This is a genomic window from Streptomyces sp. NPDC016851 (genome assembly GCF_055562795.1).
Map to the genome: position 1 here is coordinate 119,601 of NZ_JBVHEP010000017.1, position 25,867 is coordinate 145,467.

Here is a 25,867-nt window from a genome sequence, read left to right on the forward strand (position 1 = left end):
GCGATCACGGCGTGGGTTCTTAACGCTACATGAAGTGAAAAATCCGGCTATCGGGCGGTGAGTTGTCTCCAACAGTTTGAGACAGCCGCAGTGCGGCACTCGCCGAGACGCCGGAGTACGCCACACAGCTCGGGACGGAGCACATGCGCATCCTTGGTATCAACGCCTTGTTCCACGACCCAGCCGCCGCTCTGGTCGTCGACGGCCACACGGTCGCGGCCGCCGAGGAGGAGCGCTTCAGCCGGCGCAAGCACGGCAAGCGCCCACTGCCGTTCTCCGCGTGGGAACTGCCCGAGCTGTCCGCCCGCTGGTGCCTGGAGCAGGCGGGCCTGCGGCCCGGGGACCTGGATGCCGTCACCTACTCCTTCGACCCGAAGCTCGCCCGGCCCGCCCGCGACATGGGCCTGAACGACCCCTGGGACCCACTGCGCCTGGAGTACGCGCGCCGCGCCCCCGAGTTCCTCGCCGAGGCCCTGCCCGGCCTCGACCCCGACCGGGTCGTCTTCGTCCCCCACCACGTCGCGCACGCCGCCTCCGCCGGGCCCGCATCGCCGCACCCCGACAGCGCCGTCCTCGTCCTGGACGGCCGCGGCGAGGCCGCCTCCCACCTGGCCGGCCGCTACCGCGACGGCAAGCTCGACACCCTCGCCACGCAGGCGCTGCCCGACTCGCTCGGCCTGGTCTACGAGGACCTCACCGAACACCTCGGGTTCCTGCGCAGCAGCGATGAGTACAAGGTGATGGCCCTCGCCTCCTACGGCACCCCGCGCTTCCTGCCGCAGCTGCGGCAGTACGTCCACCCCACCGGCCACGGCGGCTTCCGCGCCCACGGCGTCGACTGGGCCGCCTTCGCGCCGCCCCGCGCCAAGGGCGAACCCTGGAACCAGGACCACGCCGACCTCGCCGCGAGTACCCAGGCCGTCCTCGAAGAGGTCCTGCTGGAGCTCGTGCACTGGCTGCACCGCGAGGCCGGGGGCGAGGCACTCACGATGGCCGGGGGCGTCGCCCTCAACTGCGTCGCCAACTCCAAGATCGTGGCCAAGGGCCCGTACCGGGACGTGTGGGTGCAGCCCGCCGCCGGGGACGCCGGCACCGCGCTCGGCGGGGCGCTGCACCTCGCCGCGACGGAGACCGGACAGGCCGACCCGATGCCCGGCGCCGACCTCGGCCGCGGCTGGAGCGACGACGAACTGCGCGCCTGGCTCGACACGGCGGCGATCCCCTACGAGAAGCCCGACGACATCGCCGAGACCGTCGCCGAGGAACTGGCCCGGGACGGAGTGGTCGCCTGGTTCCAGGGCCGCAGCGAGTACGGGCCGCGCGCCCTCGGGCACCGCTCCCTGCTCGCCCACCCCGGCCGCGCCGACAACCTGGAACGCCTCAACCACGTCAAGGGCCGTGAGGAGTTCCGGCCCGTCGCCCCGATGGTCCTCGCCGACCGCGCCGCCGACCTGTTCTCCGGCGGCCCGCTGCCCAGCCCGTACATGCTGTTCGTGCACGACGTCGCGAAGGAGTGGCGCGACCGCATCCCCGCCGTCGTGCACGTCGACGGCACCGCCCGCATCCAGACCGTCGAGGAACGGCGCGAACCCCTGGTGGCACGGATGCTGAGCGCCTTCGAGCGGCGCACCGGACTGCCCGTGGTCGTCAACACCAGCCTCAACACCGCCGGCCGGCCCATGGTCGACGACCCGCGCGACGCGCTGGAGTGCTTCGGCTCCGCGCCCGTCGACCTGCTGGCCATCGGCCCGTACGCGGTCCGCCGGGGGCGGATGTTCGACGCGGGGAGGGCAGCGGCATGACCTCCTACGCCGTCGTCATCCCCACCCTCGTACGGGACACCCTCGCCGACTGCCTCGCCGCGCTCGCCGCCGCGACCGGGCCGCGCCCCGAGCAGATCGTCCTCGTCGACGACCGCCCCGACCCCGAACCCGGAACGCTGGAACACCCGTTGAGCGTCCTCGGCGACCTGCGCGAGCGCACCCGCGTGCTCAGCGGCGGCGGACGCGGGCCCGCCGCCGCCCGCAACACCGGACTGCGGGCCGTGACCGCGCCATGGACCGTGTTCCTCGACGACGACGTCCAGGTCGGACCCCACTGGGGCGACCAACTGGCCGAGGACCTCTCCGAGGCGACACCCGACATCGCCGGCGTCCAGGGCGACATCACCGTCCCGCTGCCCGGCGAACGCCGGCCCACCGACTGGGAACGCGGCACCGCCGGACTCGCCCGCGCCCACTGGATCACCGCCGACATGGCCTACCGCACCGACGCCCTCAAACAGGCCGGCGGCTTCGACGAACGCTTCCGGCGCGCCTTCCGCGAGGACGCCGACCTCGCGCTGCGACTCCTCGACGCGGGCTGGCGTATCCGGCAGGGCCGCCGCACCACCCGCCACCCCGTGCGCCCCGCCGACCGCTGGGTGTCCGTGCGCCAGCAGCGCGGCAACGCCGACGACGCCCTCATGCGGCAGCTGCACGGACCCGACTGGTGGGACAAGGCCGTCGCGCCGCGCGGCCGGATCCGCAAGCACGCGGCGATCACCACCGCGGGCGTCGCCGCGTGCGCCCTCGCCGCCACCGGACACGGCCGGGCCGCCGCGGCCTGCGCGCTCGGCTGGGCGGCCGGCACCGCGGAGTTCGCCCGGGCCCGCATCGCCCCCGGCCCGCGCACCCGCGACGAGGTGACGACCATGCTGGCGACCAGCGTGCTCATCCCGCCCGCCGCGACCTGGCACCGGCTGACCGGCGCCCTGCGCCACCGCCACGCCCCCTCCTGGCAGGAGGTGGCGCGATGAGCCCGGTCAAGGCCGTGCTGTTCGACCGCGACGGCACCCTCGTCCACGACGTCCCCTACAACGCCGACCCCGACCGCGTACGCCCCGTCGAGGGCGCCCGCGAGGCGCTCGCCCGCTTGCGCGCACGCGGCATCCGCACCGGCGTCGTCACCAACCAGTCCGGTGTCGCCCGGGGACTGCTCACCGAGGCCGACGTCCGCCGCGTCAACCACCGCGTCGACGAACTCCTCGGCCCCTTCGAGGTGTTCGCCGTCTGCCCGCACGGCCCCGACGACGGCTGCCACTGCCGCAAACCCCAGCCCGGCATGGTGCTGTGGGCGGCCGGGCGGATCTGCACCAACCCCGCCGACTGCGTCGTCATCGGCGACATCGGCGCCGACGTCGAGGCCGCCCGCCGCGCCGGCGCCCACGGCATCCTCGTCCCCACCGCGCACACCCGGCCCGAGGAGACCGCGGACGCGGACCATGTCGCCCCCGACCTGCTGACCGCCGTCCGCGCCGTACTGGACGGACCGCCCGAGGGCCGCGTCCTCGCCGACGAACGCCCGATCCAGGAGGCCTACACGGCCGCCCCGAGGCAGGGGAGGGACGCGTGAAGGCACTCGTCACCCGTCTCGACAGCTTCGGCGACGTCCTGCTCGCCGGACCCGCCATCCGCGCGGTCGCCGCCCGCGCCGACACCGTCACCCTGCTGTGCGGACCGCGCGGCGCGCCCGCCGCCCGGCTGCTCCCGGGCGTCGACGACGTCCTCGTGTGGGACGCGCCCTGGGTGGGCCTCACGCCCCCGCCCGTCGGCCGCGGCGAGGTCGAGCTGCTCATCGACACCATCGACGCCGACACGGCCCTGATCCTCACGTCGTTCCACCAGTCCCCGCTGCCGACCGCGCTGCTGCTGCGCCTGGCCGGCGTGGACTTCATCGCCGCCGACAGCGAGGACTACCCCGGCTCCCTCCTCGACGTACGCCACCACCGCGCCCCGCACGCCCACGAGGTGGAGGCGGCGCTCGACCTCGCCGAGGCCGCCGGGTTCCCGGCGGCCGACGACGGCCGGCCCCGGGTGCTCCCGCCGCCCGACACGGCCGGGCTCACCGGCCCGGAGCCGTACGTCGTCCTGCACCCCGGCGCCAGCGTCCCCGCACGCGCGTGGAGCCCCGACCGCTGCGCCGAGGCGGTGCGCGAACTGGCCGCCGCCGGGCACCGCGTGGTGGTCACCGGCGGCGCGGGGGAGAGGGACCTGACCGCGTACGTCGCGGGCTCGCACGCCCTCGACCTCGGCGGCCGCACCGGAGCCGCGGAACTCGCCGGCGTCCTCGCGGGCGCCACCGTCGTCGTCACCGGCAACACCGGCCCCGCCCATCTCGCCGCCGCCGTCGGCACCCCGGTGGTGTCCCTGTTCTCACCGGTCGTCCCCGCCGAGCGCTGGCGGCCGTACGGCGTCCCGTACGTGCTGCTCGGCGACCAGGACGCCCCGTGCGCGGACAGCAGGGCGCGGGAGTGCCCGGTGCCCGGTCATCCCTGCCTGGACACCGTCACCGCGCACGACGTGGTGACCGCCGTGGAGAAGCTGATGGGGGAGGCGGCATGAGGATCCTGCTCTGGCACGTGCACGGGTCGTGGACCACCGCGTTCGTGCAGGGACCGCACACCTACGTCGTGCCCGTCACGCCCGACCGGGGCCCCGACGGGCTCGGCCGGGCCCGTACCTGGGACTGGCCCGACTCGGTCGTCGAAGTGCCGCCGGAGCGGCTGCGGGACGAGGACATCGACCTCGTCGTGCTGCAACGCCCGCACGAACTCGACCTGGTCGACCGGTGGCTGGGCCGCCGCCCGCCCCTGGTGTACCTGGAGCACAACGCCCCGCACGGCGACGTCCCGGACACCCGCCACCCCGCCGCCGAAATCCCCGGCGTCACCCTCGTCCACGTCACGCACTTCAACCGCCTGATGTGGGACGCGGGTCCGACGCCCAGCACCGTCATCGAGCACGGCATCGTCGACCCCGGGCCGCTGTGGACCGGGGAGCTGGAACGCGCCGCCGTCGCCGTCAACGAGCCGGTCCGGCGCGGCCGTACCACCGGCACCGACCTGCTGCCGGCCTTCGCCGAGGCGGCCCCGCTGGACGTCTTCGGCATGGGCACCGAGGGCCTCGCCGGCCATCTCGGCATCCCCGCCGACCGCTGCCGCTCCCACGAACTCACGCAGGACGAACTGCACGCGGCCATGGCGCGGCGACGCGTCTACGTCCACCCCGTCCGCTGGACCTCCCTCGGCCTGTCCCTGCTGGAGGCGATGCACCTCGGCATGCCCGTGGTCGCGCTCGCCACCACCGAGGTCACCGAGGCCGTACCGCCCGGCGCCGGAGTGGTCTCCAACCGCATCGACGAACTGACCCGCGCCGTACGGAACTTCGTCGCCGACCCGCTGCACGCGCGCATGGTCGGCGAGGGAGCACGGGCGGCGGCGCTCGCCCGCTACGGGCTGTCCCGCTTCCTGGACGACTGGGAGCGGCTGCTGAAGGAGGTGGCCCGATGAGGATCGCCATGGTGTCCGAGCACGCGAGCCCCCTCGCCGCGCTCGGCGGCGTCGACGCAGGGGGCCAGAACGTGTACGTGGCCCGCCTGAGCGAGGAACTGGCCCGGCGCGGCCATGACGTGACGGTCTACACCCGGCGCGACGCCGCCGGCCTGCCCGACCGGGTGCCGCTGCCCGGCGGGGCCGTCGTCGAGCACGTGCCCGCCGGACCGGCCGAGCCCGTCCCCAAGGACGAACTGTTCCCGTACATGCCCGACTTCGGGGCCTGGCTGGCCCGCGCCTGGGGCCGCGAGCGGCCGGACGTGGTGCACGCCCACTTCTGGATGTCCGGCATGGCCTCCCGGATCGGCGCCCAGCCGTACGGCGTGCCCGTTGTGCAGACCTTCCACGCCCTCGGCACGGTCAAGCGCCGCCACCAGGGCCGGCTCGACACCAGCCCGCCCGAACGCGTCGGCATCGAGCGGCAGATCGGCCGCGGCTGCGCCCGCGTACTGGCCACCTGCACCGACGAGGTGCACGAACTGGCCGAGCTGGGCGTGCCGCGCCGCCAGGTTTCCGTGGTGCCCTGCGGGGTGGACGCCGAGCAGTTCCGGCCCGGGGCACGGTCCGACGGCGTCCCGGCACGCCGCGCACGGCACCGGCTCCTCGCCTGCGGTCGGCTCGTCCCGCGCAAGGGCTACGACCAGGCCGTACGGGCCCTCGCCCGGGTCCCGGACGCCGAACTCCTCATCGCGGGCGGACCCGCCGCCGACCGGCTCGCCGACGACCCCGAGGCGCGGCGGCTGCGGCGGCTCGCGCGGAGCACCGGTGTGGCCGACCGGGTCCGGCTGCTCGGCGCGGTCGACCCGGACGGCATGCCCGCACTCATCGGCAGCGCGGACCTGGTGCTGTGCACGCCGGTCTACGAGCCGTTCGGCATCGTGCCGCTGGAGGCGATGGCCTGCGGCGTGCCCGTCGTCGCCACCGACGTCGGCGGCCACCGCGACAGCGTCGCCGAGGGCACCACGGGCCGGCTCGTCCCGCCGCAGGATCCCGAGTCCATCGCCGCCGCCGTACGCGAACTCCTCGCCGACGACGCACTGCGCCGCCGCTACGGCGGCGCCGGCCGCGACCGCGTCCTCGCCCACTACACCTGGCGGCGCGTCGCCGACGGCGTGGAGCAGGTCCACCGCCAGGTCCTCGCCGGACACGCACAGCAGAAGGAGGTGGCGTGATGACCGTGCACCCGCCCGTCACCGGGCACTGCGACGAACTCCAGGACGCCCTGACCGCGTTCCGCGCCTCGGCGCACATCACCCAGCGGTGGGGCGAGCACCTGGCGGCCGTGCTCACCGGCGGCGGCCGGCTGCTGGCCGCGGGCAACGGCGGCAGCGCGGCGCAGGCCCAGCACCTGACCGCCGAACTCGTCGGCCGCTACCGCGACGACCGGCCCGCCTTCTCTGCGATCGCCCTGCATGCCGACACCTCCAGCACCACCGCCATCGCCAACGACTACGGCGTGGACGAGGTGTTCGCCCGCCAGGTGCGCGCCCACGGCCGCCCCGGCGACGTCCTGATGCTGCTGTCCACCAGCGGAGCCAGCGCCAACCTGCTGTCCGCCGCGGACGCCGCCCGCGCAGCGGGCGTGCGGGTGTGGGCCCTCACCGGCCCCGCGCCCAACCCGCTGATGGCGGGCAGCGACGAGTCCCTGTGCGTCGAGGCGCCGACCGGGGCCACCGTGCAGGAACTCCACCTGGTGACGGTGCACATGGTGTGCGAGGCGTTCGACGCGGCGGTGGAGAACGGGACCTGGCGCAGGCACGACACCGGCCGACGGGACGGCGATGGCCGGCAGGAAGGGCCCGGCGGCAGGTGGGACGGCGACGGCCGGCGGGACGGGCCCGGCGGTCTGCGTGCCGGTGACGGCCGGTGGCTCGACGGCAGCGGCGGCAGCGGCGCCCGGCAGAACGGGCACGGCGGCCGGCGGGACCGCGACGGCCGGTGGCGGGACGGCGGTGACCCGCGGCGCGACGGCAACGGCAGGAGGTGACATGAACGGCAAGGCACCCCTCGTCGTCGTCGGTGACGCGCTGCTGGACCGGGACGTGACCGGCCGCGCCGAACGGCTCGCGCCCGACGCGCCCGTGCCGGTCGTCGACGACTGCGGGGAGCGGACCCGGCCCGGCGGCGCGGCACTCGCCGCCTACCTCGCCGCCCGCGACGGCCGCGACGTCACCCTGGTGGCGGGAGTGGGCGACGACCCGGCCAGCCGCGCGCTGCGCCGTCTCCTGGAGCCCTGGCTCACCCTCGTCCCGCTGCCCCTGACCGGCCCGCTGTCCGAGAAGACCCGCGTCCTCGCGCAGGACCGCCCGGTGGTCCGGCTGGACCGCGGCGCGGGCCGCACCCGCGAGGCCACCGACGCCGCCCGCAAAGCCGTCCGCTCCGCGCCCGCCGTCCTGGTCTCCGACTACGGCCGCGGCACCGCCGACGCCCTGCGCGATGTCCTCGCCGCGCGCCCGCCGCTGATCTGGGACCCGCACCCGCGCGGCGGTGCGCCCGTGCCCGGCACCCGGCTGGTGACACCGGCCGAGAAGGAGGCCCACGGCCTCGCCCCGCAGGACGGCACCGCCCGCCGCGACCTGCACGCCGCCGCCCACAGCGCCGCCGCCCTCGTGCGGCACTGGCGGGCCGCCGCCGTCGCGGTCACCCTCGGTTCCCGCGGCGCCCTGCTGTCCTACGGGGAACACCCGCTGCTCGTCCCCGCGCCCGCCGCGCACCCCGGCGACAGCTGCGGGGCCGGGGACCGGTTCGCCGCCACCGCGGCCGGGCTGCTCGCCGACGGGGTCCTGGTCGCCGAGGCCGTCGAGGGCGCCGTCGCCGCCGCGACCGGCTTCGTCGCGGCGGGCGGAGCGGCCGCCGTACCGAGCGCGGACGCCGCACCGGCACCGCCGCCCGGTGACGACGACCCGTACGCCCTGGCCGCCCGGATCCGCGCCGCCCACGGCACCGTCGTCGCCGCGGGAGGCTGCTTCGACCTGCTGCACGCCGGCCACGTCGGCCTGCTCCAGGCCGCCCGGCGGCTCGGCGACTGCCTGGTGGTGTGCGTCAACTCGGACGACTCGGTGCGCCGCCGCAAGGGCGGCGGCCGCCCGGTCAACCCGCTCGCCGACCGGGTCCGCGTCCTGCGCGCGCTGGCCTGCGTCGACGCGGTGGCCGTCTTCGACGAGGACACCCCCGAACGGCTCCTGGCCGACCTGCGCCCCGACGTCTGGGTCAAGGGCGGCGACTACGCGGCCGCCGACCTGCCGGAAGCCGCCCTCCTCCAGAAGTGGGGCGGCCAGGCGGTCCTCCTGCCCTACCTCGACGGCCGTTCCTCGACGGCCCTGATGGAACGGGCGGCGGAAGGAGCACGATGACGCACCCGATGAGCGGGACTGTGGGGGCAGACGCGGAGGGCACGAGGCAGTCTGCTGGCATGACACCGGACACGGCACCTGATCCGAAGTCCCCCCGCCTCCTCGTCCTGCGCGCCCTGGGCCTCGGCGACCTCCTCGCCGGGGTCCCGGCCCTGCGCGCGCTGCGGCGGGCCTACCCGGACCATGAACTCGTGCTGGCCGCCCCCGCCGAGCTCGAACCGGTCGCCGAGGCGACGGGGGCCGTGGACCGGCTGCTGCCCGCCTCCGCGCCGGGGCGGGGCGTGCCGCGCGCGCTCGACTGGAGCGGCCCGCCGCCGGACGTCGCCGTCGACCTGCACGGCAACGGACCGCCCAGCCACCGGCTGCTCACGGGCCTGCGTCCGCTGAAGCTGCTCGCCTTCGCCCACCCGGACACGCCCGAGATCGACGGCCCGCCCTGGTACGCGGAGGAACACGAACGCGACCGCTGGTGCCGGCTGCTCCAGTCGTACGGCATCGACGCCGACCCGGCCGACCTGCACCTGCCCCGGCCGGGCACCGCCTCCCCGGCACCCGGCGCGGTCGTGCTGCACCCCGGCGCCGGCTCACCCGCCCGCTGCTGGCCCGTCGAGCGGTACGCGGCCGTCGCCGACGGGCTGCGCGCCCGGGGCCTGAGGGTCGTGGTGACCGGCGGCCCGGACGAGAGCGACCTGGTGGCCCGGCTCGCCAAGCAGGCCGGTGTGCCCGACACCGACGTGTTCGGCGGCGGCCTCCCGTTCGGGCGGCTGTCCGCCCTCGTCGCCGACGCGCACGCCGTGATCAGCGGCGACACCGGCATCGCCCACCTCGCCGTCGCCCACGCCACACGCTCCGTCACCCTCTTCGGCCCGGTCGCGCCGAGCCGCTGGGGCCCGCCGCCCGGCCCGCGCCACCGCGCGCTGTGGTACGGCCCGGAGGGCGACCCGCACGGGCGCCGCCCCGACCCCGCGCTGCTGCGCATCACCCCCGACGACGTCCTGCGCGCCGTCGACGAACTTCCCGGCACCCGACACCCGTGAGGGGCACCGCACGATGACCATCCCGTACCCGGACGCCACGCCCGTGGGCATCGTCATCGCCACGCGCAACCGCTGCGCCGCCCTCGCCGAGGCCCTGAGCCACCTCGTCACCCTCCCCGAACGACCCAGGATCCTCGTCGCGGACAACGCCTCCACCGACGACACACGCGTCATGCTCGCCCGCGACTTCCCACAGGTCCAGGTCCTGGCGCTGCCGTTCAACCACGGCGCCCTGGCCCGCAACCACGGTGCCCGCGCCCTGGACACCCCCTACGTGGCGTTCAGCGACGACGACTCCTGGTGGGCGCCCGGCGCCCTGACCAGGGCAGCCCGCCTCTTCGAGGAGCATCCGCGGCTCGGCCTCATCGCCGCCCGCACCCTGGTCGGGCCCACCGCCGACCCCGACCCGCTCAACGAGGTCCTCGCCGCCTCGCCCCTCGGGCCGGCCGCCGACCTGCCCGGCACCCAGGTCCTGGGCTTCCTGGCCTGCGCATCCGTCGTCCGCCGCAGCGCCTATCTCGACGCGGGCGGATTCCACCGGCTGCTGTTCTTCGGCGGTGAGGAGACCCTCCTCGCCTACGACATGGCGGCCCGCGGCTGGGGCGTCACCCACTGCCCGGACATCATCGCCCACCACCACCCCGCGCCCTCGGTCCGCACCGGCCGGCCTGTCGTCCAGCGCCGCAACGAACTCCTCACCGCCTGGCTGCGCCGCCCCGTGCCCTACGCACTCGCCCGCACCCGGGCCCTCGCCGCCGAGGCCCGGCACGACGACCACGCCCGGCAGGCCCTGCGCGGGACGCTCGCCCGGCTGCCCGCGGCCCTGCGCGACCGCAGGCCGCTGCCGCCGCACGTGGAGCGGGCCGCGCGCCTGCTGGAGGGAGCCGCCGCATGACCGACCCCCGTACCACCGTCGTCGTCATCACCCACAACCGGCGCCGGGAGCTGCTGCGCACGCTCGACCGGCTCGCCGAACTGCCGGAGAAGCCACCGGTGATCGTCACCGACAACGGCTCCACGGACGGCACGGCCGACGCCGTCGCCCGCAGTCACCCCTGGGTCCGGCTGCTGCGGCCCGGCCGCAACCTCGGGGCCGTGGGCCGCAACCTGGCGATCCGGCAGGTCCGTACGCCCTACATCGCCTTCTGCGACGACGACTCCTGGTGGGCACCGGGATCGCTGGCGGGGGCCGCCGACCTGCTCGACCGGTACCCGGCCGTGGGCTCGGTCACGGCCCGGATCGTCGTCGAACCGGACGGCACCGACGACCCGATCGTCGAGGAACTGCGCAACTCGCCCGTCCCCGGGCCCGATTGGCTGCCCGGGCCGGCCCTCGGCTCGTTCCTCGCCGCCGCGACCGTGCTGCGCACCGAGGCCTTCAGGACGGCGGGCGGTTTCCATCCGCGGCTGTGGCTGGGCGGCGAGGAGGAGTTGCTCGCCGCGGACCTGGCGGCCGATGGATGGTGGCTGACGTACGCCGACCACCTGGTGGTGCACCACCACCCGTCCGTGGCCCGGGACGCCACCCTGCGCCGGTCCTACGGCATCCGCAACACCCTGTGGTTCACCTGGCTGCGCCGCCCGGCCGGTCCCGCCCTGCGCCGGACCGTGGACCTGGCCCGCACGGTGCCGCGCGACACCGCGTCCCTGCGCGCCTTCGCCGAGGCCGCCGCCGCCCTCCCGTGGGTGCTGCGCGAACGCCGCGTCCTCCCGCACGAGGTCGAGTCCCGCCTGCGCCTGCTGGAACCGGCCCAGCGCGCCTCGAAGGCCCGCCGCTACACGGGTTGAACCCGCACCCCCACGACGCGGGGTGCGGGTTCAGCCCGTCGGATCAGCGGCGGGCCCTCAGCCCCCGCACCACCGGCACATCAGCCGGAACAGGGCGAACAGCGTCGGCGGCCAGAAGGCGGCGAAGGCCCAGATCACCCCCGGCTCGGAGGTGACGATCCCGGCCACCATCAGCCCGGCCGACACCGCGAGCAGGACCGCCACGGTCAAGACACGGGGGCGGTAGGAGCCGAGGCGGGCCAGCAGCCGGGCGGGATCGGGGCGGCGGCTCAGGCGCAGGGTGCGCAGCCGGCGGTCGAGGCGGCGGTCGCGGCGCAGCGCGCGTTCCATCTCGTCGAGGATGCGCTGCTCGTTCTCGGGAAGTCGGCCGATGGACACGCGCTTTCTCCTTCCGGGCGGCCGGACCGTCTCTCCTCCCGGGGGGGACGTACCACGGGGACGTACCACGGGGACGTACAGGCGGGGGACGTGCGACGGGGGGACGTACAGCGGCGGACGTACAAGCGGGTGCCCCGTGAAACCCGGGAACTAACCGGGGCCCGGCCGCGCCAGCGCCTCGACGAGCCGGTCCGCGCTGTCCGGCACCGTGCCCTCACGGAACCCGTCCCGGATCTGCCGGGCGGCGACCCGGCCGCCGGTCAGACACCAGTCCCACCAGCGGTCCAGCTGCCGCACGTCCAGCCGCTCGGCGGGCACCAGCGCGGGCCAGCCGCAGGCCCGGGCCTGCGCGGTCATCTTCGCGCCGCCTTCGACCGGGTCGACGGCCAGCACCGGGGTGCCGACCCGCAGCGCGATGACCAGCCCGTGCAGCCGGTCGGTGACGACGAGGTCCAGCCGGGCCAGCACGGACTGGAGCTGCGCGGGGGTGGCACTGAGATGCCAGTCGTGCGTGTCGAGCCGCGTCTCCAGCTCCAGCCGGCCGCAGTCCTTGGCGGCCAGCCAGCGCGTCACCTCCTCGGCGACCTGCGCGTGCCGCCGCAGCTCCCCGTACTCCTGCTGCCCGTGCGTGAGGATCACCCCGACGACCGGCCGGGCGGGCGCGTCCGGGGCGCGGGCCGCGAGGTCCTCCACCGGCTCGCTGTCCGGCCCGTCCCGGGGCAGCACCCGGTGGAAGCCGGTCACGGCCGGGCTGGCCGGGTCGATCACCGAGGTGCCGACGGCGATCCGCACACAGTGCGCGAACCGCCGGTGCAGCTCCTCGATCTGCGGCCCGTGCAGCGGGCCGCACACGAACACCAGGTGGGAGTAGTCCTCCGGCCACAGCCGGTCCAGATGCAGGGCCTCGGGCCGGAAGCCGGGACTCCAGGCGACGTCGTAGGGGATGCCTGTGCCCAGCAGTACGTCTTCCACCCGGCGCAGGGCCAGCACGTCCCCGGCGGTCGCCTCCCCGTCCCGGAAGCTGAACCACCCGGTCAGCAGAACCCTGCGCGGTCGCATGCCGTCTTGAATGTGCACACGCCCTGAGTGCCCGCCCACCGGGAAGACAATCAGGGCATTACGGGCAACGACTCCCTGGTCACTGGGCGTAGAACGTGGCGTCCGCGCGATCGGTCGCCGTGCTCACCGCCTGCACGTTCAGCAGGTACTCCCAGTGGCGGACGTAGCGCCCCGGGTAGTTGTACGACTCGTACGAGACGCCCGCCGGGTCGGCCAGCCCGGCGCGCCGGTGGAAGGCGGCGTCGGACGCGAACTGCGCACTGCCGTCGTTCTTCTCCAGCCACACTTCGAAGTTCTTGTGCCGCAGGTAGTACCCGGGGAAGTTCGCCGACTCCAGCGAGACGGTGCCGCTGCCGGCCAGTCCGGGCACGACCCGGAACTGCGAGTCGGCGAGCTTGGTGACGTTCGCCTCGATCCGGGCCCGGTAGTCGTAGTGGCGGATGAACCGGTCCGGGACGTTGTACGAGGAGAAGCGCTGCGGGGTGACCCCGTCGGCCACGGGGATGCCGAAGTTCGGGGTGCCGTCGGCGTTCCAGTAGACCTTCTGCACACGGGTGCGGCGGTTGGGGTCGTTCAGCGGGTCGCCGCTGATGTCCTTGTAACTGCGGTCGTGGTAGACGAGGACGTCGCTCTTTCCGTCCTCGGACACGGTGAAGGAGTTGTGGCCCGGGCCGTACTGGCTGGTCGCGGCGCTGCTGGCGAAGACCGGGGTGGGGCTCTTGCTCCAGGACGCCTGGCTGAGCAGGTTCGCGCTCGCGGAGGCGGTGAGCATGCCCAGGCAGTAGTTGCTGTCGGTGGCGCTGGCGGAGTACGTCATGAAGACCTTGCCGCCGCGCTGGATCACCGCCGGGCCCTCGTTGACCTTGAAGCCGACCGTCTCCCAGGAGTAGGTGGGCCGCGTCAGCATCACCGGAGTGCCGGTGATCGTCCAGGGGTTGGCCATCCTCGCGAGGTAGACGTCCGTGTTGTTGTTCACGGACGGGTCGCGCTGCGCCCAGGCCAGGTAGCGCACGCCGTTCACGACGAAGGTGGTGGCGTCCAGGGAGAAGCTCTCCCACTGCGTCTTGATCTGCCCCTTCTCGGTCCAGGCGGCGGTGAGCGGGTTGGCGCCCGTGCCCTCCAGGACGTACATGCGGATCGCCCAGATGTCGTTCGTGGCGCCCGCCGCGAAGTACACGTACCACTTGCCGTCGATGAAGTGGATCTCCGGCGCCCAGATGTGGGCCCCCATCACGCCACTGGCGTGCTTGGTCCAGATCGTCGTCTCGGGGGCCGACTTGAGCCCCTGGATGGTCGTCGCCCGGCGCAGCACGATGCGGTCGTACTCGGGGACGGTCGCCGTGAAGTAGTAGTAGCCGTCGGTGTGCTTGAAGATGTGCGGGTCGGCCCGCTTCTCGGCGATCGGGTTGGTGTACGTGACGGCGGGGGAGTCGGGCACGGCGGCGTGCGCGGGCGCGCCCGTCAGGCAGGTCGCGAGGGCGACGAGGGCGGCCAGGAGCAGCCGGACGGCAGTGCGTCTCAAGGGAGTTCTCCAAAAGGGGGCCACTGTGTCCGACATTTCGAACGCAGTTCGTGAATTCGGTCAGAAGATAAGTGGGGCTCTTACCTCCGTCAACGGTTTGCGCAGGCGCTGGCACAGGGGCCGGTCCGAGTCGGTCATCGCGGTGAAAATCATGTTCATCTAGCATGGGGGGCCGATGACCGTGCCGGCCGAGCAAGGAGTCCAGTGATGGGCGAAACGGAGGAGAGCCCTGCCGTGGAGCGCCTCCATACGCCGGGACTGCGCAGTACGTGGCAGCGCCGGGCCGTGCTCGAGGCCCTCGGCCGCCGCCGCGAGTTCGTCTCCGCGCAGGAGTTGCACGCGCTGCTGGCCGACTCCGGCAGCACCGTCGGGCTCACCACCGTCTACCGCACCCTGCGCGAACTGGACCGCGCCGGTTTGGTGGACGTCGTGCGCGACGAGGGCGGCGAGCGGCTCTACCTGGGGCGTCCGGCCGGCGGGCACCGCCACTACCTCATCTGCCGCCGCTGCGGGCGCAGCCGGCCCGTGGACGCGGAGGCCGTCGAGGAGTGGGCCGCCCGGCTCGCCGAGACCACGGGCTATACGGAGCTGGAGCACACCCTCGAACTGAGCGGCGTCTGCGGCCCCTGCGGGCGCGGGCCGGCCGCGGCCTCCTGCCCGCCGCCCCGCCCGGCCGGCCGGTCAGCCGGCGAAGCGGGCCGTCCCCGTCAGGACGCGTACGTCGAGGTCGGTGACCGAGTCGGCGGTGAGCCGGGCGGTGAACTCGGCCCGCACCCGCTCGACGGCGGCCGGTGACAGCCCGTCGAGCATCCGGCGCGTCCCGCTGCCGGTGGTCAGCGCCCACCCCGTCTCCGGGGACAGCGGGGCCTCGAAGTGCCGCCGGACGACCCGGGGTTCGCTCCCACCCAGGTCCGTCAGCCAGGCCGCGAGGGCGCCGGCGGTGTCGATCCGGGCCAGCTGGTCCATCTGGGGCGGGCGGGGCAGATCGCGCTGCGTCAGGACCGCGCCCCGCAGCGCCGCCTGCCAGCCGCCGAGCGCGCCCTTCTCCCAGACCGTCACGACGAACCGGCCCCCGGGACGCAGCATCCGCGTCAGCGCGGCCGAGTCCCGGTCCATGTCCGGGAAGAAGAACACCCCGAGCCCGCACTGCACGACGTCGTAGCCGGGGCCGGGCGCGGGCCACGAGGTGACCTCGTGGCGGTGGAAGCGGATGTTCGCCAGGCCCTCCTCGCGCGCCCGGCGCTCCCCGATCGCCAGCAGCCCGTCCGCGAGATCGACGGCATCCACCCGGCCCGCCGCCCCCACGGCCCGCGCGGCCGGCAGCGCCGACGCCCCCGCCCCGCAGCAGGCGTCCAGCACCGACTCGCCGACGGTCAGGCCTGCCACGTCCGCCGTCGCCTCGCCGACCGGGTCCCACAACACCCGGGACCAGCTGTGGAACTCCCGCGCTCCCGCGCTGAAGACGTCCCCCACGGTGTTCTCTCCGGTGGTCATACGCAACCGCCCCTCGTTTCGGCCGAGTCTAGGCCGGGGGCGTCCGGCGGGCACGGCGACTGCCGTCCAGGCCTGCGACTGCCGTCAGGTCTGCGACTGCCGTCAGGTCTGCGACTGCCGTCAGGCCGACGGCGGCCGGGACGGCTCCTCGGCCGTGTCGCGCGGCGCGGGAGGCGGGGCGGTGGTCGTCCGGGGAAGTACATGGGTGGGCAGCACGACGTGCCGCTCGCGGTCCCCGCCGGGGTCGTTGACGAGTGACAGGGCGAGCGCGCCGGCCTCCCGGCCGATGGCCGAGGGCGACTGGGCCACGGTCGTCAGATCGAACCACTGGGCCACCGGCTGGTCGTCGAAGCCGATCACCGACACCTGCCCGGGTACCTCGACGCGCGTCGCGCGCAGCGTCCAGATCACGGCGACGGCCACCTCGTCCTGTTCGGCGAAGACCGCGGTGGGCGGCTCCCGCAGCCCCAGCAGCCTGCCGACCGCCTCGGCGGCGCCCCGCTTGTCGCCCGCCGGGGTGGCGACCACGAGGTCGTCGTCCGGGGACAGGCCCGCCTCGGCCAGCGCCTGCCGGTAACCGACCAGCCGCTCCTGCGAGCTGAAGGAGAAGCCGCCCGTGCCCACCGTCCGTACGTAGGCGATCCGGCGGTGGCCGAGGTTGAGCAGGTGCCGGGTGCCGCGCAGGGCGCCCGCCACGTCGTCGACGTAGACGCTCGGGCGGCCGTCGACGTGCTGGCTGACGTAGACGACCGGCATGCCGAGGCTGTCCAGCCGGGCGGTCTCCTCCTCGGTGAGGTCGAAGGAGAACACCAGCAGCGCGTCCGCGTTGCGCCGCGCGGGGAGATGCTCGAAGAACGCCGTGCGCTCGGCCATGCCGGGGATCACATAGACCGTCAGTTCCATGCCGGCCGCCCGCAGGACGAGGGCGAGACCCGACAGGGCCGCGCCCACGAACCACGAGCTGAGCGTGGGCACCAGCACCGCGACGTTGCACGTCCTGCCCGTCACCAGGCTCGCCGCATGGCGCGAGACCGCGAAGTTCAGCTCCCGTGCGGCCTGTTCGACGCGGGCGCGGACCTCGGGCGAGACGGTGGACAGCCCGCGCAGCGTGCGCGAGACCGTGGAGGTGGAGACCCCGGCCCGTTCGGCGACGTCAGCCATCGTGGGGTGCCGCTGACCTGGTGGCATGCGCCGGACGCTAGCACAGCAACCCTGCGCTCCATGGCACTTGGTGACAGCGCTGTCTCACCTGATTCTTGCCTTCTTACCACGTCGCAACGCATTGACTTCCCGGCCCGGCACTCCTAGCGTGCAAACGTTGTCTCGACAGGTTCGAAGTCGCCCCGGAGGGACGCCTCTTATCTGCTGTGAACTGCGGTTTTTATCAGCGGAATGCCGTGGCAACGCAATCTCATGACCAAAGCCATCCCGGGGGAAGAGACACGACTTCGGTCCATCACGACCAGGAGAGACAGTGAAGACCAGCACCGCCAGAGCGATTCAGTGTTCCGCAGCGCTCACCGCCGCCGGACTCCTCCTCACCGCCTGCGGCTCGTCCGGCGGCAGTGGCTCAGGGCAGTCCGCGCAGGCCGGGGCCGCGTCGTTCAAGGGCCGCGGCCCCATCACGTACGTCGCCGGCAAGGACACCACCGGCACGGTCCAGACGATCATCAACCGCTGGAACAAGGCGCACCCCAAGGAGAAGGTCACCTTCATCCAGCTGCCCACGGACGCCGACTCGCAGCGCCAGCAGATGATCCAGAACGCGGAGACGAAGTCCGACGCCTACACGGTGCTCGCCACCGACGTCGTGTGGACGTCGGAGTTCGCCGCCCACCAGTGGATCGAGCCGCTGCCCGCGAGCCGGTTCCCGCTCGGCAAGATGCTCCAGCCGGTCGTGCAGACCGCCCAGTACCGCGGCAAGCTCTACGCCGTCCCCGCCAGCTCCAACGGCGGCCTGCTGTTCTACCGCACCGACCTGCTGAAGAAGGCCGGCGTCACCCAGTCCCCCACCACGTGGGCCCAGATGACCGCCGACTGCGCCAAGGTGAAGAAGCTCCCCGAGGCGAAGAACATGTCCTGTTACGCCGGGCAGTTCCAGAAGTACGAGGGACTGACGGTGAACTTCGCCGAGGCCGTCAACTCCGCCGGCGGCAAGATCGTCGATGCCGGCGGCAAGCCCGACGTCGACACCCCGCAGGCCAAGAAGGGCCTGGACTTCCTCGTCAACTCCTTCAAGGACAAGACGATCCCGAAGGAGGCCATCACCTACCAGGAGGAGGACGGCCGCCAGGCCTTCCAGGCAGGCAAGCTGATCTTCCTGAACAACTGGCCCTACGTGTACTCCCTCGCCCAGAAGAGCGCCATCAAGGGCAAGTTCGCCGTCGCACCCCTGCCCGGCCTGAACGGCCCCGGCGCCTCCAGCCTCGGCGGCTCCAACCTGGCCCTGTCGTCCTTCGCCAAGAACAAGGCCACGGCACTGGACTTCATGAAGTTCTTCACCAGCGAGGAGAGCGCGACCTACTTCCTCAAGAACGCCTCCCTCGCCCCGCCCTACGCCGACCTCTACGACAACGCGTCCCTGGACAAGCAGTATCCGTACCTGCCCGACCTCAAGCAGTCGATCACGAAGGCCGTGCCGCGCCCGCGCGTCGTGCAGTACGGGGACGTGACCGCCGCGATCCAGAACGAGGTCTACGCCGCGCTCACCGGCAAGAAGAGCAGCTCCCAGGCGCTGAAGGACCTCCAGGGGGACCTTCAGAAGCTGACGGCGCAGTGAGGCCGCGGGTCATGGCCGGCACCGCGATCCCGCCCGACACCGCCCCGCACGCGCCCGGGACGGCGGCCGCCCGCCGCCCCGGGCGGCCCCCGGCACCCGAACGCCCCCGGCGCCGCCGCCCCCGGGCCACCGCGGGCACCGGCCGCCTGGCCGCGCTCCTCGTCTCCCCGACGCTGCTGGTGCTGACGGTCGTCGTGCTCTACCCGACGCTGATGGCACTCGACGAGTCCCTGTACGGCCCGAAGGGGCTGGACCCGAAGACCGGATTCATCAGCAACACCGAACCGTTCGTCGGGCTGAAGAACTACACCGACATCTTCACCCAGGCCGGCGACCGCTTCTGGAACGCCTTCTGGAACACCACCTTCTTCACCGTCGTCACGGTGTCGCTGGAGACCGTGATCGGCGTCGCCATGGCGCTCATCATGCACCGGGCCTTCCGGGGCCGGGCCGTGGTGCGGGCCAGCATCCTCGTCCCCTGGGCGATCCCCACGGCCATCTCCGGACTGCTCTGGAAGTGGATCTTCAACGCCGACGGGATCGCCAACGTCCTCATCGGCCACCAGGTCCTGTGGACCGCCGACGGGTTCTCCGCCAAGATCGCGGTGGTCATCGCCGACGTGTGGAAGACCGCCCCCTTCATCGGCCTGCTGGTCCTGGCCGGCCTCCAGGTGATCCCGAAGGAGGTCTACGAGGCGGCCCGGCTCGACGGGGCGAGCGCCCTCCAGCAGTTCTGGCGCATCACCCTGCCGCTGGTGAAGCCCGCGCTGATGGTCGCGGTGCTGTTCCGCTGCCTGGACGCGCTGCGGATGTTCGACCTGCCCTACATCCTCATCGGCGCCCAGAAGGGCTCCGTCGAGACGCTGTCGATGCTCGCGCAGAACGAGGCGTCCAACGTCCGCTTCGGACCGGCCTCCGCCTACGCGGTGCTCCTCTTCCTCTACGTCTTCCTCATCGCGCTCGCCTTCGTACGGCTGCTCGGCGCCGACTTCATCGGGGGCGCGGGCGGGACGAAGAAACGCAAGAGCCACGCCGTCAGAACGCCGCGCCGCCGCGTCCGGGAGGTGACGGCATGACCCTCACGGCCAAGTGGCGGCAGCGGCTGCCCTACCTGGGCATCGCCCTGGTGGTGGCCTACTGTCTGGCCCCCTTCTACTGGATGCTGGTCTCCAGCCTCCGCAGCACCGGCGACATCTTCAGCACCTCCCTGTTCCCCTCCGCGGTGTCGCTCGAGAACTACCGATCCGTGTTCAGCCCGGGCCAGGGCTTCACCAGGGCGCTGCTCAACAGCCTGATCGTCGCGGGCATCACGACCGCGTTGTCGCTGCTGCTGGCCACGTTCACCGCGTACGCGATGGCCCGGCTGGATTTCCGCTTCAAGCGGCTGATCCTCACGCTGATCATCGCCACCTCGATGTTCCCGGTGGTCTCGATCGTCGTGCCGCTGCTGAAGCTGTTCACCGACATCGGCTGGATCAACACCTACCAGTCCATGATCGTGCCCAGCATGTCGTTCACGCTGCCGCTGGCGGTGTGGAACCTGACCACGTTCTTCCGGCAGATGCCGGACGAACTGGAACACGCCGCCATGGTCGACGGCTGCACCCGCGGCCAGGCCTTCCGCAAGGTCATCGTCCCCCTCGCCGCGCCGGGCATCTTCACCACCGCGATCATCACCTTCATCGCCGCCTGGAACGAGTTCCTGATCGCCCTGTCGATGACCAACAAGCCGAGCATGCAGACCGCGACCGTCGCCATCTCCAAGTTCTCGGGGGCGACGACGTACCAGACGCCGTTCGGCAGCCAGATGGCAGCGGGCGTCGTGGTGACCATTCCGCTGGTCGTGATGGTGCTGCTGTTCCAGCGCCGTATCGTCGCCGGGCTCACGGCCGGTGCCGCGAAGTAACCACCCGACTTCCACAAGGAGCCACGTGTCGCCCACCGCCCTCTGGTGGCGCAGTGCCGTCATCTACCAGGTCTACATCCGCAGCTTCGCCGACGGCGACGGCGACGGTGTCGGCGACATCGCCGGCATCCGCTCCCGCCTGCCGTATCTGAAGTCCCTCGGCGTGGACGCCATCTGGATCAACCCCTGGTACAAGTCGCCGATGGCCGACCACGGTTACGACGTCGCCGACTTCCGCGCCATCGACCCCCGCTTCGGCACCCTCGCCGACGCCGAGCAGCTCATCGCCGAAGCGCACGCGCACGGGATCCGCGTCATCCCCGACATCGTGCCCAACCACACCTCCGACCAGCACGCCTGGTTCCAGGCCGCGCTGGCCGCCGGGCCGGGCAGCCCGGAACGCGAGCGCTACGTCTTCCGCCCCGGCCGCGGACCCGACGGCAGCCGGCCCCCCAACGACTGGGTGTCCTGCTTCGGCGGCCCGGCCTGGACCCGGCTGCCCGACGGCGACTGGTACCTGCACCTGTTCGCACCCCAGCAGCCCGACCTCAACTGGCAACACCCCGAAGTGCGGGCCGAGTTCGAGTCGATCCTGCGGTTCTGGTTCAGCCGGGGCGTCGACGGCTTCCGCATCGACGTCGCCCACGGCCTGATCAAACACCCGGAGTTGCCCGACCTGCCGCCCCGCCACGACGAGGCGGACGGTCCGGTCCGGCAGCACCTGGACCACCCGCACTGGGACCGTGACGAGGTGCACGAGATATACCGGGCCTGGCGCAAGGTCGCCGACGAGTTCCCCGGCGACCGTTCCTTCGTCGCCGAGGCCTGGGCCGACACACCGGAGCGGTTGGCGGCGTACGTCCGCCGGGACGGCCTGCACACCGCCTTCAACTTCGACTTCCTCATGTGCGGCTGGGACGCCAAGGACCTGCGCGCGGTCATCGACGACTCCCTCGCCATGCTGGGCTCGGTCGGCGCCCCCGCCACCTGGGTGCTGTCCAACCACGACGTGATGCGCCACCCCAGCCGCTACGGCCGTACCGCCGCGCGGAGCTGGATGGCCAACGCGCGGTTCGAACCCGACGGCTTCCTCGACCTGGAGCTCGGCACCCGGCGTGCCCGGGCCGCCGCCCTGCTGATGCTCGCCCTGCCCGGCGGCGCCTACGTCTACCAGGGCGAGGAACTCGGCCTCCACGAAGTCGAGGACCTGCCCGAATCCGCCCTCCAGGACCCGATCTGGGAGCGCTCGGGCCACACCGACCGCGGCCGTGACGGCTGCCGCGTGCCCATCCCCTGGTCGGGCCAGGCCGCTCCCTACGGTTTCAGCCCCGACGACACCATGGCCGACCCCTGGCTGCCGCAGCCCGCCGACTGGGCCGCGCTCAGCGCCGAGGCCCAGACCGGCGACCCCGCCTCCATGCTGGAGCTCTACCGCACGGCCCTGCGCATCCGCCGCGAACACCCCGCCCTCGGAGAGGGTTCGATGACCTGGCTGGACGCCCCGGAGGGGGTGCTGTCCTTCAGCCGCGAGCCGGGGTTTCTGTGCCTGGTCAACCTCTCGACGGAGCCGTGCAAGCTGCCCGCACACACCGAGCTGCTCCTGACCAGCGGGCCGCTCGAGGACGGCCTGCTGGGGCCCGACCAGGCGGTGTGGCTGGAGGTGCGGCGGGGATCCTAGGCTGGGCGTATGGCTCGCACGGCGGAGGAGATTCCCGTCTCGCTCACGGTCCGGCCGTCGGCGGCGGGGCTCGCGCCGCTGATCGGTGCCCTCGGCTATGTCGAGGGACGGTTCGCGCACCCCGCCGAGCTGTCCCTGCCGACGGGCGGGGCGCAGCTGCTGGTGAACCTCGACGGGGACGCCCTGGGCCCGTCGGACAGCCGTACCCGGGGTGCGGCCCTGCAGGGGCCGTACACGGCGCCGTCGGTGATCGACCCGGCGCAGCAGCGCGCGGTCCTGTGGGTGGCGTTCCGGCCCGCGGGGGCGTATCCGTTCCTCACCGTTCCGGTCAGCGCGGTCCGCGACCGGCTCGCCGGGCTCGACGAGCTGTGGGGCACGGACGGCGCGGTGCTGCGCGAGCGGCTGCTGGAGGCCATTGCCGCCGGTGGCCCGCACGCATGTCTGGGGGAGCTGGAGACGGTCCTTCTGCGGCGGTCGGAACGTCCCCTGGAGCCCGACCCGGCCATCCGTCTCGCCGCGGTGCTGCTCGACCGCGGAACGCCGGTGGGCGAGGTCGCCGACCGGCTCGGCTGGACCTCCCGGCGGCTGGCCCGCAGGGTCACCGAACAGCTGGGACTCCCGCCGAAGCGGTATGCGCGGGTACGGCGTTTCCAGCGGCTGCTGGGCCGTGTGAACGCCGGGTCCGGGGAGCCGGACTGGGCGCTCCTGGCCGCCGAGTGCGGCTACCACGACCAGGCGCATCTGATCCACGAGTTCCGCGCGCTCGCCGGGATCACCCCGACCGCGTACGCGCCGCGCTCACCCCGGGAACGCAACCACGTTCCGCTCGGCGGCTGACGGGTCCTGCCCGGCCGACCGTTTTCTACAATCCACGGCAGCCCGGACCGGCCATCGTGAAGGCATGACGAACACAAACGGCACTCCGTCCCTCACCCGGCTCTACGCCCGCCTCGTGGTCTCCGACGGACCCCGGGCGATCGACTTCTACCGGACCGCGTTCGGCGCCGAGGAGATCGAGCGGTACACCGACCCCGACGGGAAGATCGTGCACGCCATGCTGCGGCTCGGCGGCGCGGTGATCGCGGTCAAGGACGCCGACGAGAGCGACCCGGCGCCCGACTCGCTCGGCGGCAGCCCGGTGATCATGGCGCTGGACGTGTCCGACGCCGACGCCGTGGCCGAGGCCATGCTGCGGGGCGGGGCGAGCGTGGTGTATCCGGTCGCCGACCAGCACTACGGGCAGCGCGGCGGCCGTCTCGCCGATCCGTTCGGCCATCTCTGGATGATCTCCCAGACGATCGAGGAGCTGACCCCGCAGGAGATCCAGAGGCGCACGACCGACCTGTTCACCTGACGAGTGCGCCGTACGGGCGGTCAGCGTGTCTGCCCGACCGGCTCGCCCTGCTCCGCCGCCGTCGTGGACACCCGGCCGCCCGGGTGGCGCAGGGCGCACAGGAAGCCGATGCCCAGGGCGATGGCCATGCCGTGGAACACCCACTGGTTGGCCTCGGCGAAGTCCATGCGGACGGCACCCATGGCGTCCCGTGTCGCCTCGGCGGCGGGGCCGGTGCCGGTGGGCGGCCGGGAGTCGCCGTTGCCCGTGACCGACTCGGTGATGTCCCGGGCCACGGCGTCCGCGTCGCCGGCGGGCATGCCGCGGGAGGTGGCGCGAGGACGAAGCCGTGCCGCGGTCCCGCCGTGCCCCGGGCGCGTGCTGCTCACGGGTTCAGTCTGCGCCCGGCGCCGCCGTGACGCATCAGAAGAACCTTCCGCCCCACTGGACACACACCGCTACCCCTGAATGCGCCTCACGGCAACCCCTCGGTGATGTGAGGACGACCTCGTCGGCCATGTGACCACGGCCCGCCGCCTATGCGGCGTCGAGGGTGCAGGATGCGGGCACCAAGGAGGACAGGCACCCCAACGACGGAGAGGCAGACGATGGTCCCAGCGGAACCGGAACCCCAGCGGATCGGCATACCCGCCGAGTCCACTGCGGGCGAGACCAGGGTGGCGGCGACGCCGGCCACCGTGGGAAGACTTGCCGCGCTCGGCTACGAGGTGGTGGTCGAACCGGGGGCGGGAGCCTCGTCCCGCTTCTCCGACGCGGCCTACGAGGAGGCCGGAGCGCGGCTCGGCGACCCGTGGCAGGCGGAGATCGTGCTCAAGGTGAACGGCCCCTCCAGCGAGGAGATCGGCCGGCTGCGGGACGGGGCGACGCTGATCGCCCTCATCGGCCCCGCGCTGCACCCGGAACTGGTCGACGAGCTGGCGCGGCGGCCGATCACCGTGCTCGCCATGGACGCCGTGCCGCGCATCTCGCGCGCCCAGTCCCTGGACGTGCTCAGCTCGATGGCGAACATCGCCGGGTACCGGGCCGTGGTCGAGGCCGCGCACGCCTTCGGCCGGTTCTTCACCGGCCAGGTGACCGCCGCCGGCAAGGTGCCGCCCGCCAAGGTGCTCGTGGCCGGGGCCGGGGTGGCCGGGCTCGCCGCGATCGGAGCGGCCCGCAGCCTCGGCGCCGTGGTCCGCGCCACCGACCCCCGGCCCGAGGTGGCCGAGCAGGTCCGCTCGCTGGGCGGTGAGTTCCTGACGGTGGGCGTCGAGCAGGAGGTGAGCACCGACGGCTACGCGAGGGCCACCTCGGAGGACTACGACCGGCTCGCCGCGCAGCTGTACGCCGAGCAGGCCGCCGACGTCGACATCATCATCACCACCGCGCTCATCCCGGGCCGCCCCGCGCCGAGGCTGATCACCGCCGAGGACGTGGCGCGGATGAAGTCCGGCAGCGTGATCGTCGACATGGCGGCGGCCCAGGGCGGCAACGTCGAGGGCACGGTCGCCGGGAAGGCCGTCGTCACCGACAACGACGTGACGATCATCGGTTACACCGACCTGCCCGGCAGGCTCCCGGCCCAGGCCTCGCAGCTGTACGGCACCAACGTCGTCAACCTGATGAAGCTGCTGACCCCGGGCAAGGACGGCCGGCTCGTCCTGGACTTCGACGACGTGGTGCAGCGGTCGATGACCGTGGTCCGCGACGGCGAGAAGACCTGGCCGCCGCCCCCGGTCCAGGTGTCCGCCGCACCTGCCCCGGGCGGGGTGAAGGAGCCGGAACCGACCCCCTCCGAGGCACCGGCGAAGCCCTCCCGCCCGGCTTGGTCCTCGTACGCCCTCGTCGCCGCCGGGGCGCTCGCGCTGTTCGCGGTGACGGCCTTCTCGCCGAGCGAACTCATCGGCCACTTCACGGTGTTCGTGCTGGCGATCGTCATCGGCTTCTACGTCATCGGCAACGTGCACCACGCCCTGCACACCCCGCTGATGTCGGTCACCAACGCCATCTCCGGGATCGTCGTGGTCGGCGCGCTGCTCCAGATCGGGCACGGGAACACCGCCGTCACCGTGCTGTCGTTCGCCGCGATCCTGCTGGCGAGCATCAACATCTTCGGCGGATTCGCCGTCACCCGCCGGATGCTCGGCATGTTCTCGAAGGGCTGATCAC

24 protein-coding genes and 1 pseudogene are annotated in these 25,867 nt (G+C 73.4%); 19 read left to right on the plus strand and 6 right to left on the minus strand.

Features of this window, described 5'->3' with window-relative positions:
- Positions 1–143: 143 nt before the first annotated feature.
- The 11 genes and pseudogenes from ACZ3I3_RS25920 (at position 144) to ACZ3I3_RS25970 (ending at position 11,549) form a co-directional block, all read left to right on the plus strand.
- Positions 144–1,802, plus strand: a complete 1,659-nt coding sequence (locus tag ACZ3I3_RS25920; RefSeq protein ID WP_467368853.1) for a carbamoyltransferase family protein — start codon at positions 144–146, stop codon at positions 1,800–1,802.
- Complete coding sequence (locus ACZ3I3_RS25925) at positions 1,799–2,797, plus strand: glycosyltransferase (RefSeq protein WP_467368855.1); 999 nt, start codon at positions 1,799–1,801, stop codon at positions 2,795–2,797. The genes ACZ3I3_RS25920 and ACZ3I3_RS25925 overlap by 4 nt, the downstream gene beginning before the upstream one ends.
- Positions 2,794–3,393 carry a D-glycero-alpha-D-manno-heptose-1,7-bisphosphate 7-phosphatase gene (locus ACZ3I3_RS25930; RefSeq protein WP_467368857.1) on the plus strand — a complete coding sequence of 200 codons (600 nt, stop codon included), beginning with the start codon at positions 2,794–2,796 and terminating at the stop codon, positions 3,391–3,393. Before ACZ3I3_RS25925 ends, ACZ3I3_RS25930 begins: the two co-directional genes overlap by 4 nt.
- Entirely contained in the window at positions 3,390–4,382 is a 993-nt protein-coding gene (locus tag ACZ3I3_RS25935; RefSeq protein ID WP_467368859.1) for a glycosyltransferase family 9 protein, read from the plus strand. Before ACZ3I3_RS25930 ends, ACZ3I3_RS25935 begins: the two co-directional genes overlap by 4 nt.
- Positions 4,379–5,329, plus strand: coding sequence for a glycosyltransferase (locus ACZ3I3_RS25940; RefSeq protein WP_467368861.1), 951 nt, complete (start codon positions 4,379–4,381; stop codon positions 5,327–5,329). Before ACZ3I3_RS25935 ends, ACZ3I3_RS25940 begins: the two co-directional genes overlap by 4 nt.
- A complete protein-coding gene (locus ACZ3I3_RS25945; RefSeq protein WP_467368862.1) occupies positions 5,326–6,543 on the plus strand; it encodes a glycosyltransferase in 1,218 nt (405 codons plus the stop codon). The genes ACZ3I3_RS25940 and ACZ3I3_RS25945 overlap by 4 nt, the downstream gene beginning before the upstream one ends.
- Positions 6,543–7,116: pseudogene (locus tag ACZ3I3_RS25950) on the plus strand (D-sedoheptulose-7-phosphate isomerase); the annotation flags it as partial. The gene ACZ3I3_RS25945 and the pseudogene ACZ3I3_RS25950, both read left to right, overlap by 1 nt.
- Before the next feature lie 243 nt (positions 7,117–7,359).
- Positions 7,360–8,724, plus strand: a complete 1,365-nt coding sequence (rfaE2, locus tag ACZ3I3_RS25955; RefSeq protein ID WP_467368864.1) for a D-glycero-beta-D-manno-heptose 1-phosphate adenylyltransferase — start codon at positions 7,360–7,362, stop codon at positions 8,722–8,724.
- Positions 8,725–8,783: 59 nt separating this feature from the next.
- Positions 8,784–9,761 (plus strand): glycosyltransferase family 9 protein, encoded by a 978-nt coding sequence (locus ACZ3I3_RS25960; protein WP_467368866.1) that lies wholly within the window; start codon positions 8,784–8,786, stop codon positions 9,759–9,761.
- Positions 9,762–9,774: 13 nt separating this feature from the next.
- Positions 9,775–10,656: a glycosyltransferase family 2 protein gene (locus ACZ3I3_RS25965; protein WP_467368868.1), complete on the plus strand. Its 882-nt coding sequence runs from the start codon at positions 9,775–9,777 to the stop codon at positions 10,654–10,656.
- Entirely contained in the window at positions 10,653–11,549 is an 897-nt protein-coding gene (locus ACZ3I3_RS25970; RefSeq protein WP_467368870.1) for a glycosyltransferase family 2 protein, read from the plus strand. Before ACZ3I3_RS25965 ends, ACZ3I3_RS25970 begins: the two co-directional genes overlap by 4 nt.
- A 57-nt stretch (positions 11,550–11,606) precedes the next feature.
- Here the strand turns inward: ACZ3I3_RS25970 and ACZ3I3_RS25975 are convergent, their stop codons facing one another.
- From ACZ3I3_RS25975 to ACZ3I3_RS25985, 3 genes are all read right to left on the minus strand, one after another.
- Entirely contained in the window at positions 11,607–11,927 is a 321-nt protein-coding gene (locus tag ACZ3I3_RS25975) for a DUF3040 domain-containing protein (RefSeq protein ID WP_467368872.1), read from the minus strand.
- Positions 11,928–12,077: 150 nt separating this feature from the next.
- On the minus strand, positions 12,078–12,986 hold the full coding sequence (locus ACZ3I3_RS25980) for a polysaccharide pyruvyl transferase family protein (RefSeq protein WP_467368874.1): 909 nt from the start codon (positions 12,984–12,986) through the stop codon (positions 12,078–12,080).
- Between the two features lie 79 nt (positions 12,987–13,065).
- A complete protein-coding gene (locus ACZ3I3_RS25985; protein ID WP_467368876.1) occupies positions 13,066–14,508 on the minus strand; it encodes a family 43 glycosylhydrolase in 1,443 nt (480 codons plus the stop codon).
- Positions 14,509–14,715: 207 nt separating this feature from the next.
- On the opposite strand from ACZ3I3_RS25985, the gene ACZ3I3_RS25990 reads away from it, so the two are divergent.
- Positions 14,716–15,303: a Fur family transcriptional regulator gene (locus ACZ3I3_RS25990; protein ID WP_467368878.1), complete on the plus strand. Its 588-nt coding sequence runs from the start codon at positions 14,716–14,718 to the stop codon at positions 15,301–15,303.
- Here ACZ3I3_RS25990 and ACZ3I3_RS25995 read toward each other — a convergent pair.
- Entirely contained in the window at positions 15,190–16,002 is an 813-nt protein-coding gene (locus ACZ3I3_RS25995) for a class I SAM-dependent methyltransferase (protein WP_467368880.1), read from the minus strand. The genes ACZ3I3_RS25990 and ACZ3I3_RS25995 overlap by 114 nt on opposite strands.
- Positions 16,003–16,122: 120 nt before the next feature.
- Positions 16,123–17,190, minus strand: coding sequence for a LacI family DNA-binding transcriptional regulator (locus ACZ3I3_RS26000; protein WP_467368882.1), 1,068 nt, complete (start codon positions 17,188–17,190; stop codon positions 16,123–16,125).
- Between the two features lie 286 nt (positions 17,191–17,476).
- Here ACZ3I3_RS26000 and ACZ3I3_RS26005 point away from each other — a divergent pair, with 286 nt between their 5' ends.
- The 6 genes from ACZ3I3_RS26005 (at position 17,477) to ACZ3I3_RS26030 (ending at position 23,719) form a co-directional block, all read left to right on the plus strand.
- Entirely contained in the window at positions 17,477–18,781 is a 1,305-nt protein-coding gene (locus tag ACZ3I3_RS26005) for an ABC transporter substrate-binding protein (RefSeq protein WP_467368884.1), read from the plus strand.
- Positions 18,782–18,792: 11 nt separating this feature from the next.
- The gene (locus ACZ3I3_RS26010; protein WP_467368886.1) at positions 18,793–19,857 is read left to right on the plus strand and encodes a carbohydrate ABC transporter permease; all 1,065 of its coding nucleotides are present in this window, start codon (positions 18,793–18,795) and stop codon (positions 19,855–19,857) included.
- Positions 19,854–20,687 carry a carbohydrate ABC transporter permease gene (locus tag ACZ3I3_RS26015; protein ID WP_467368888.1) on the plus strand — a complete coding sequence of 278 codons (834 nt, stop codon included), beginning with the start codon at positions 19,854–19,856 and terminating at the stop codon, positions 20,685–20,687. The genes ACZ3I3_RS26010 and ACZ3I3_RS26015 overlap by 4 nt, the downstream gene beginning before the upstream one ends.
- A 25-nt stretch (positions 20,688–20,712) precedes the next feature.
- Complete coding sequence (locus ACZ3I3_RS26020) at positions 20,713–22,365, plus strand: glycoside hydrolase family 13 protein (RefSeq protein WP_467368890.1); 1,653 nt, start codon at positions 20,713–20,715, stop codon at positions 22,363–22,365.
- Positions 22,366–22,374: 9 nt separating this feature from the next.
- Positions 22,375–23,202, plus strand: a complete 828-nt coding sequence (locus ACZ3I3_RS26025; protein WP_467368892.1) for a helix-turn-helix domain-containing protein — start codon at positions 22,375–22,377, stop codon at positions 23,200–23,202.
- Between the two features lie 64 nt (positions 23,203–23,266).
- Entirely contained in the window at positions 23,267–23,719 is a 453-nt protein-coding gene (locus tag ACZ3I3_RS26030) for a VOC family protein (protein ID WP_467368894.1), read from the plus strand.
- Positions 23,720–23,739: 20 nt separating this feature from the next.
- Here the strand turns inward: ACZ3I3_RS26030 and ACZ3I3_RS26035 are convergent, their stop codons facing one another.
- Complete coding sequence (locus ACZ3I3_RS26035; RefSeq protein WP_467368895.1) at positions 23,740–24,087, minus strand: hypothetical protein; 348 nt, start codon at positions 24,085–24,087, stop codon at positions 23,740–23,742.
- Between the two features lie 219 nt (positions 24,088–24,306).
- Between ACZ3I3_RS26035 and ACZ3I3_RS26040 the strand changes: the two genes are divergently transcribed.
- Positions 24,307–25,863, plus strand: a complete 1,557-nt coding sequence (locus tag ACZ3I3_RS26040; RefSeq protein ID WP_467368897.1) for a Re/Si-specific NAD(P)(+) transhydrogenase subunit alpha — start codon at positions 24,307–24,309, stop codon at positions 25,861–25,863.
- Positions 25,864–25,867: the final 4 nt, after the last annotated feature.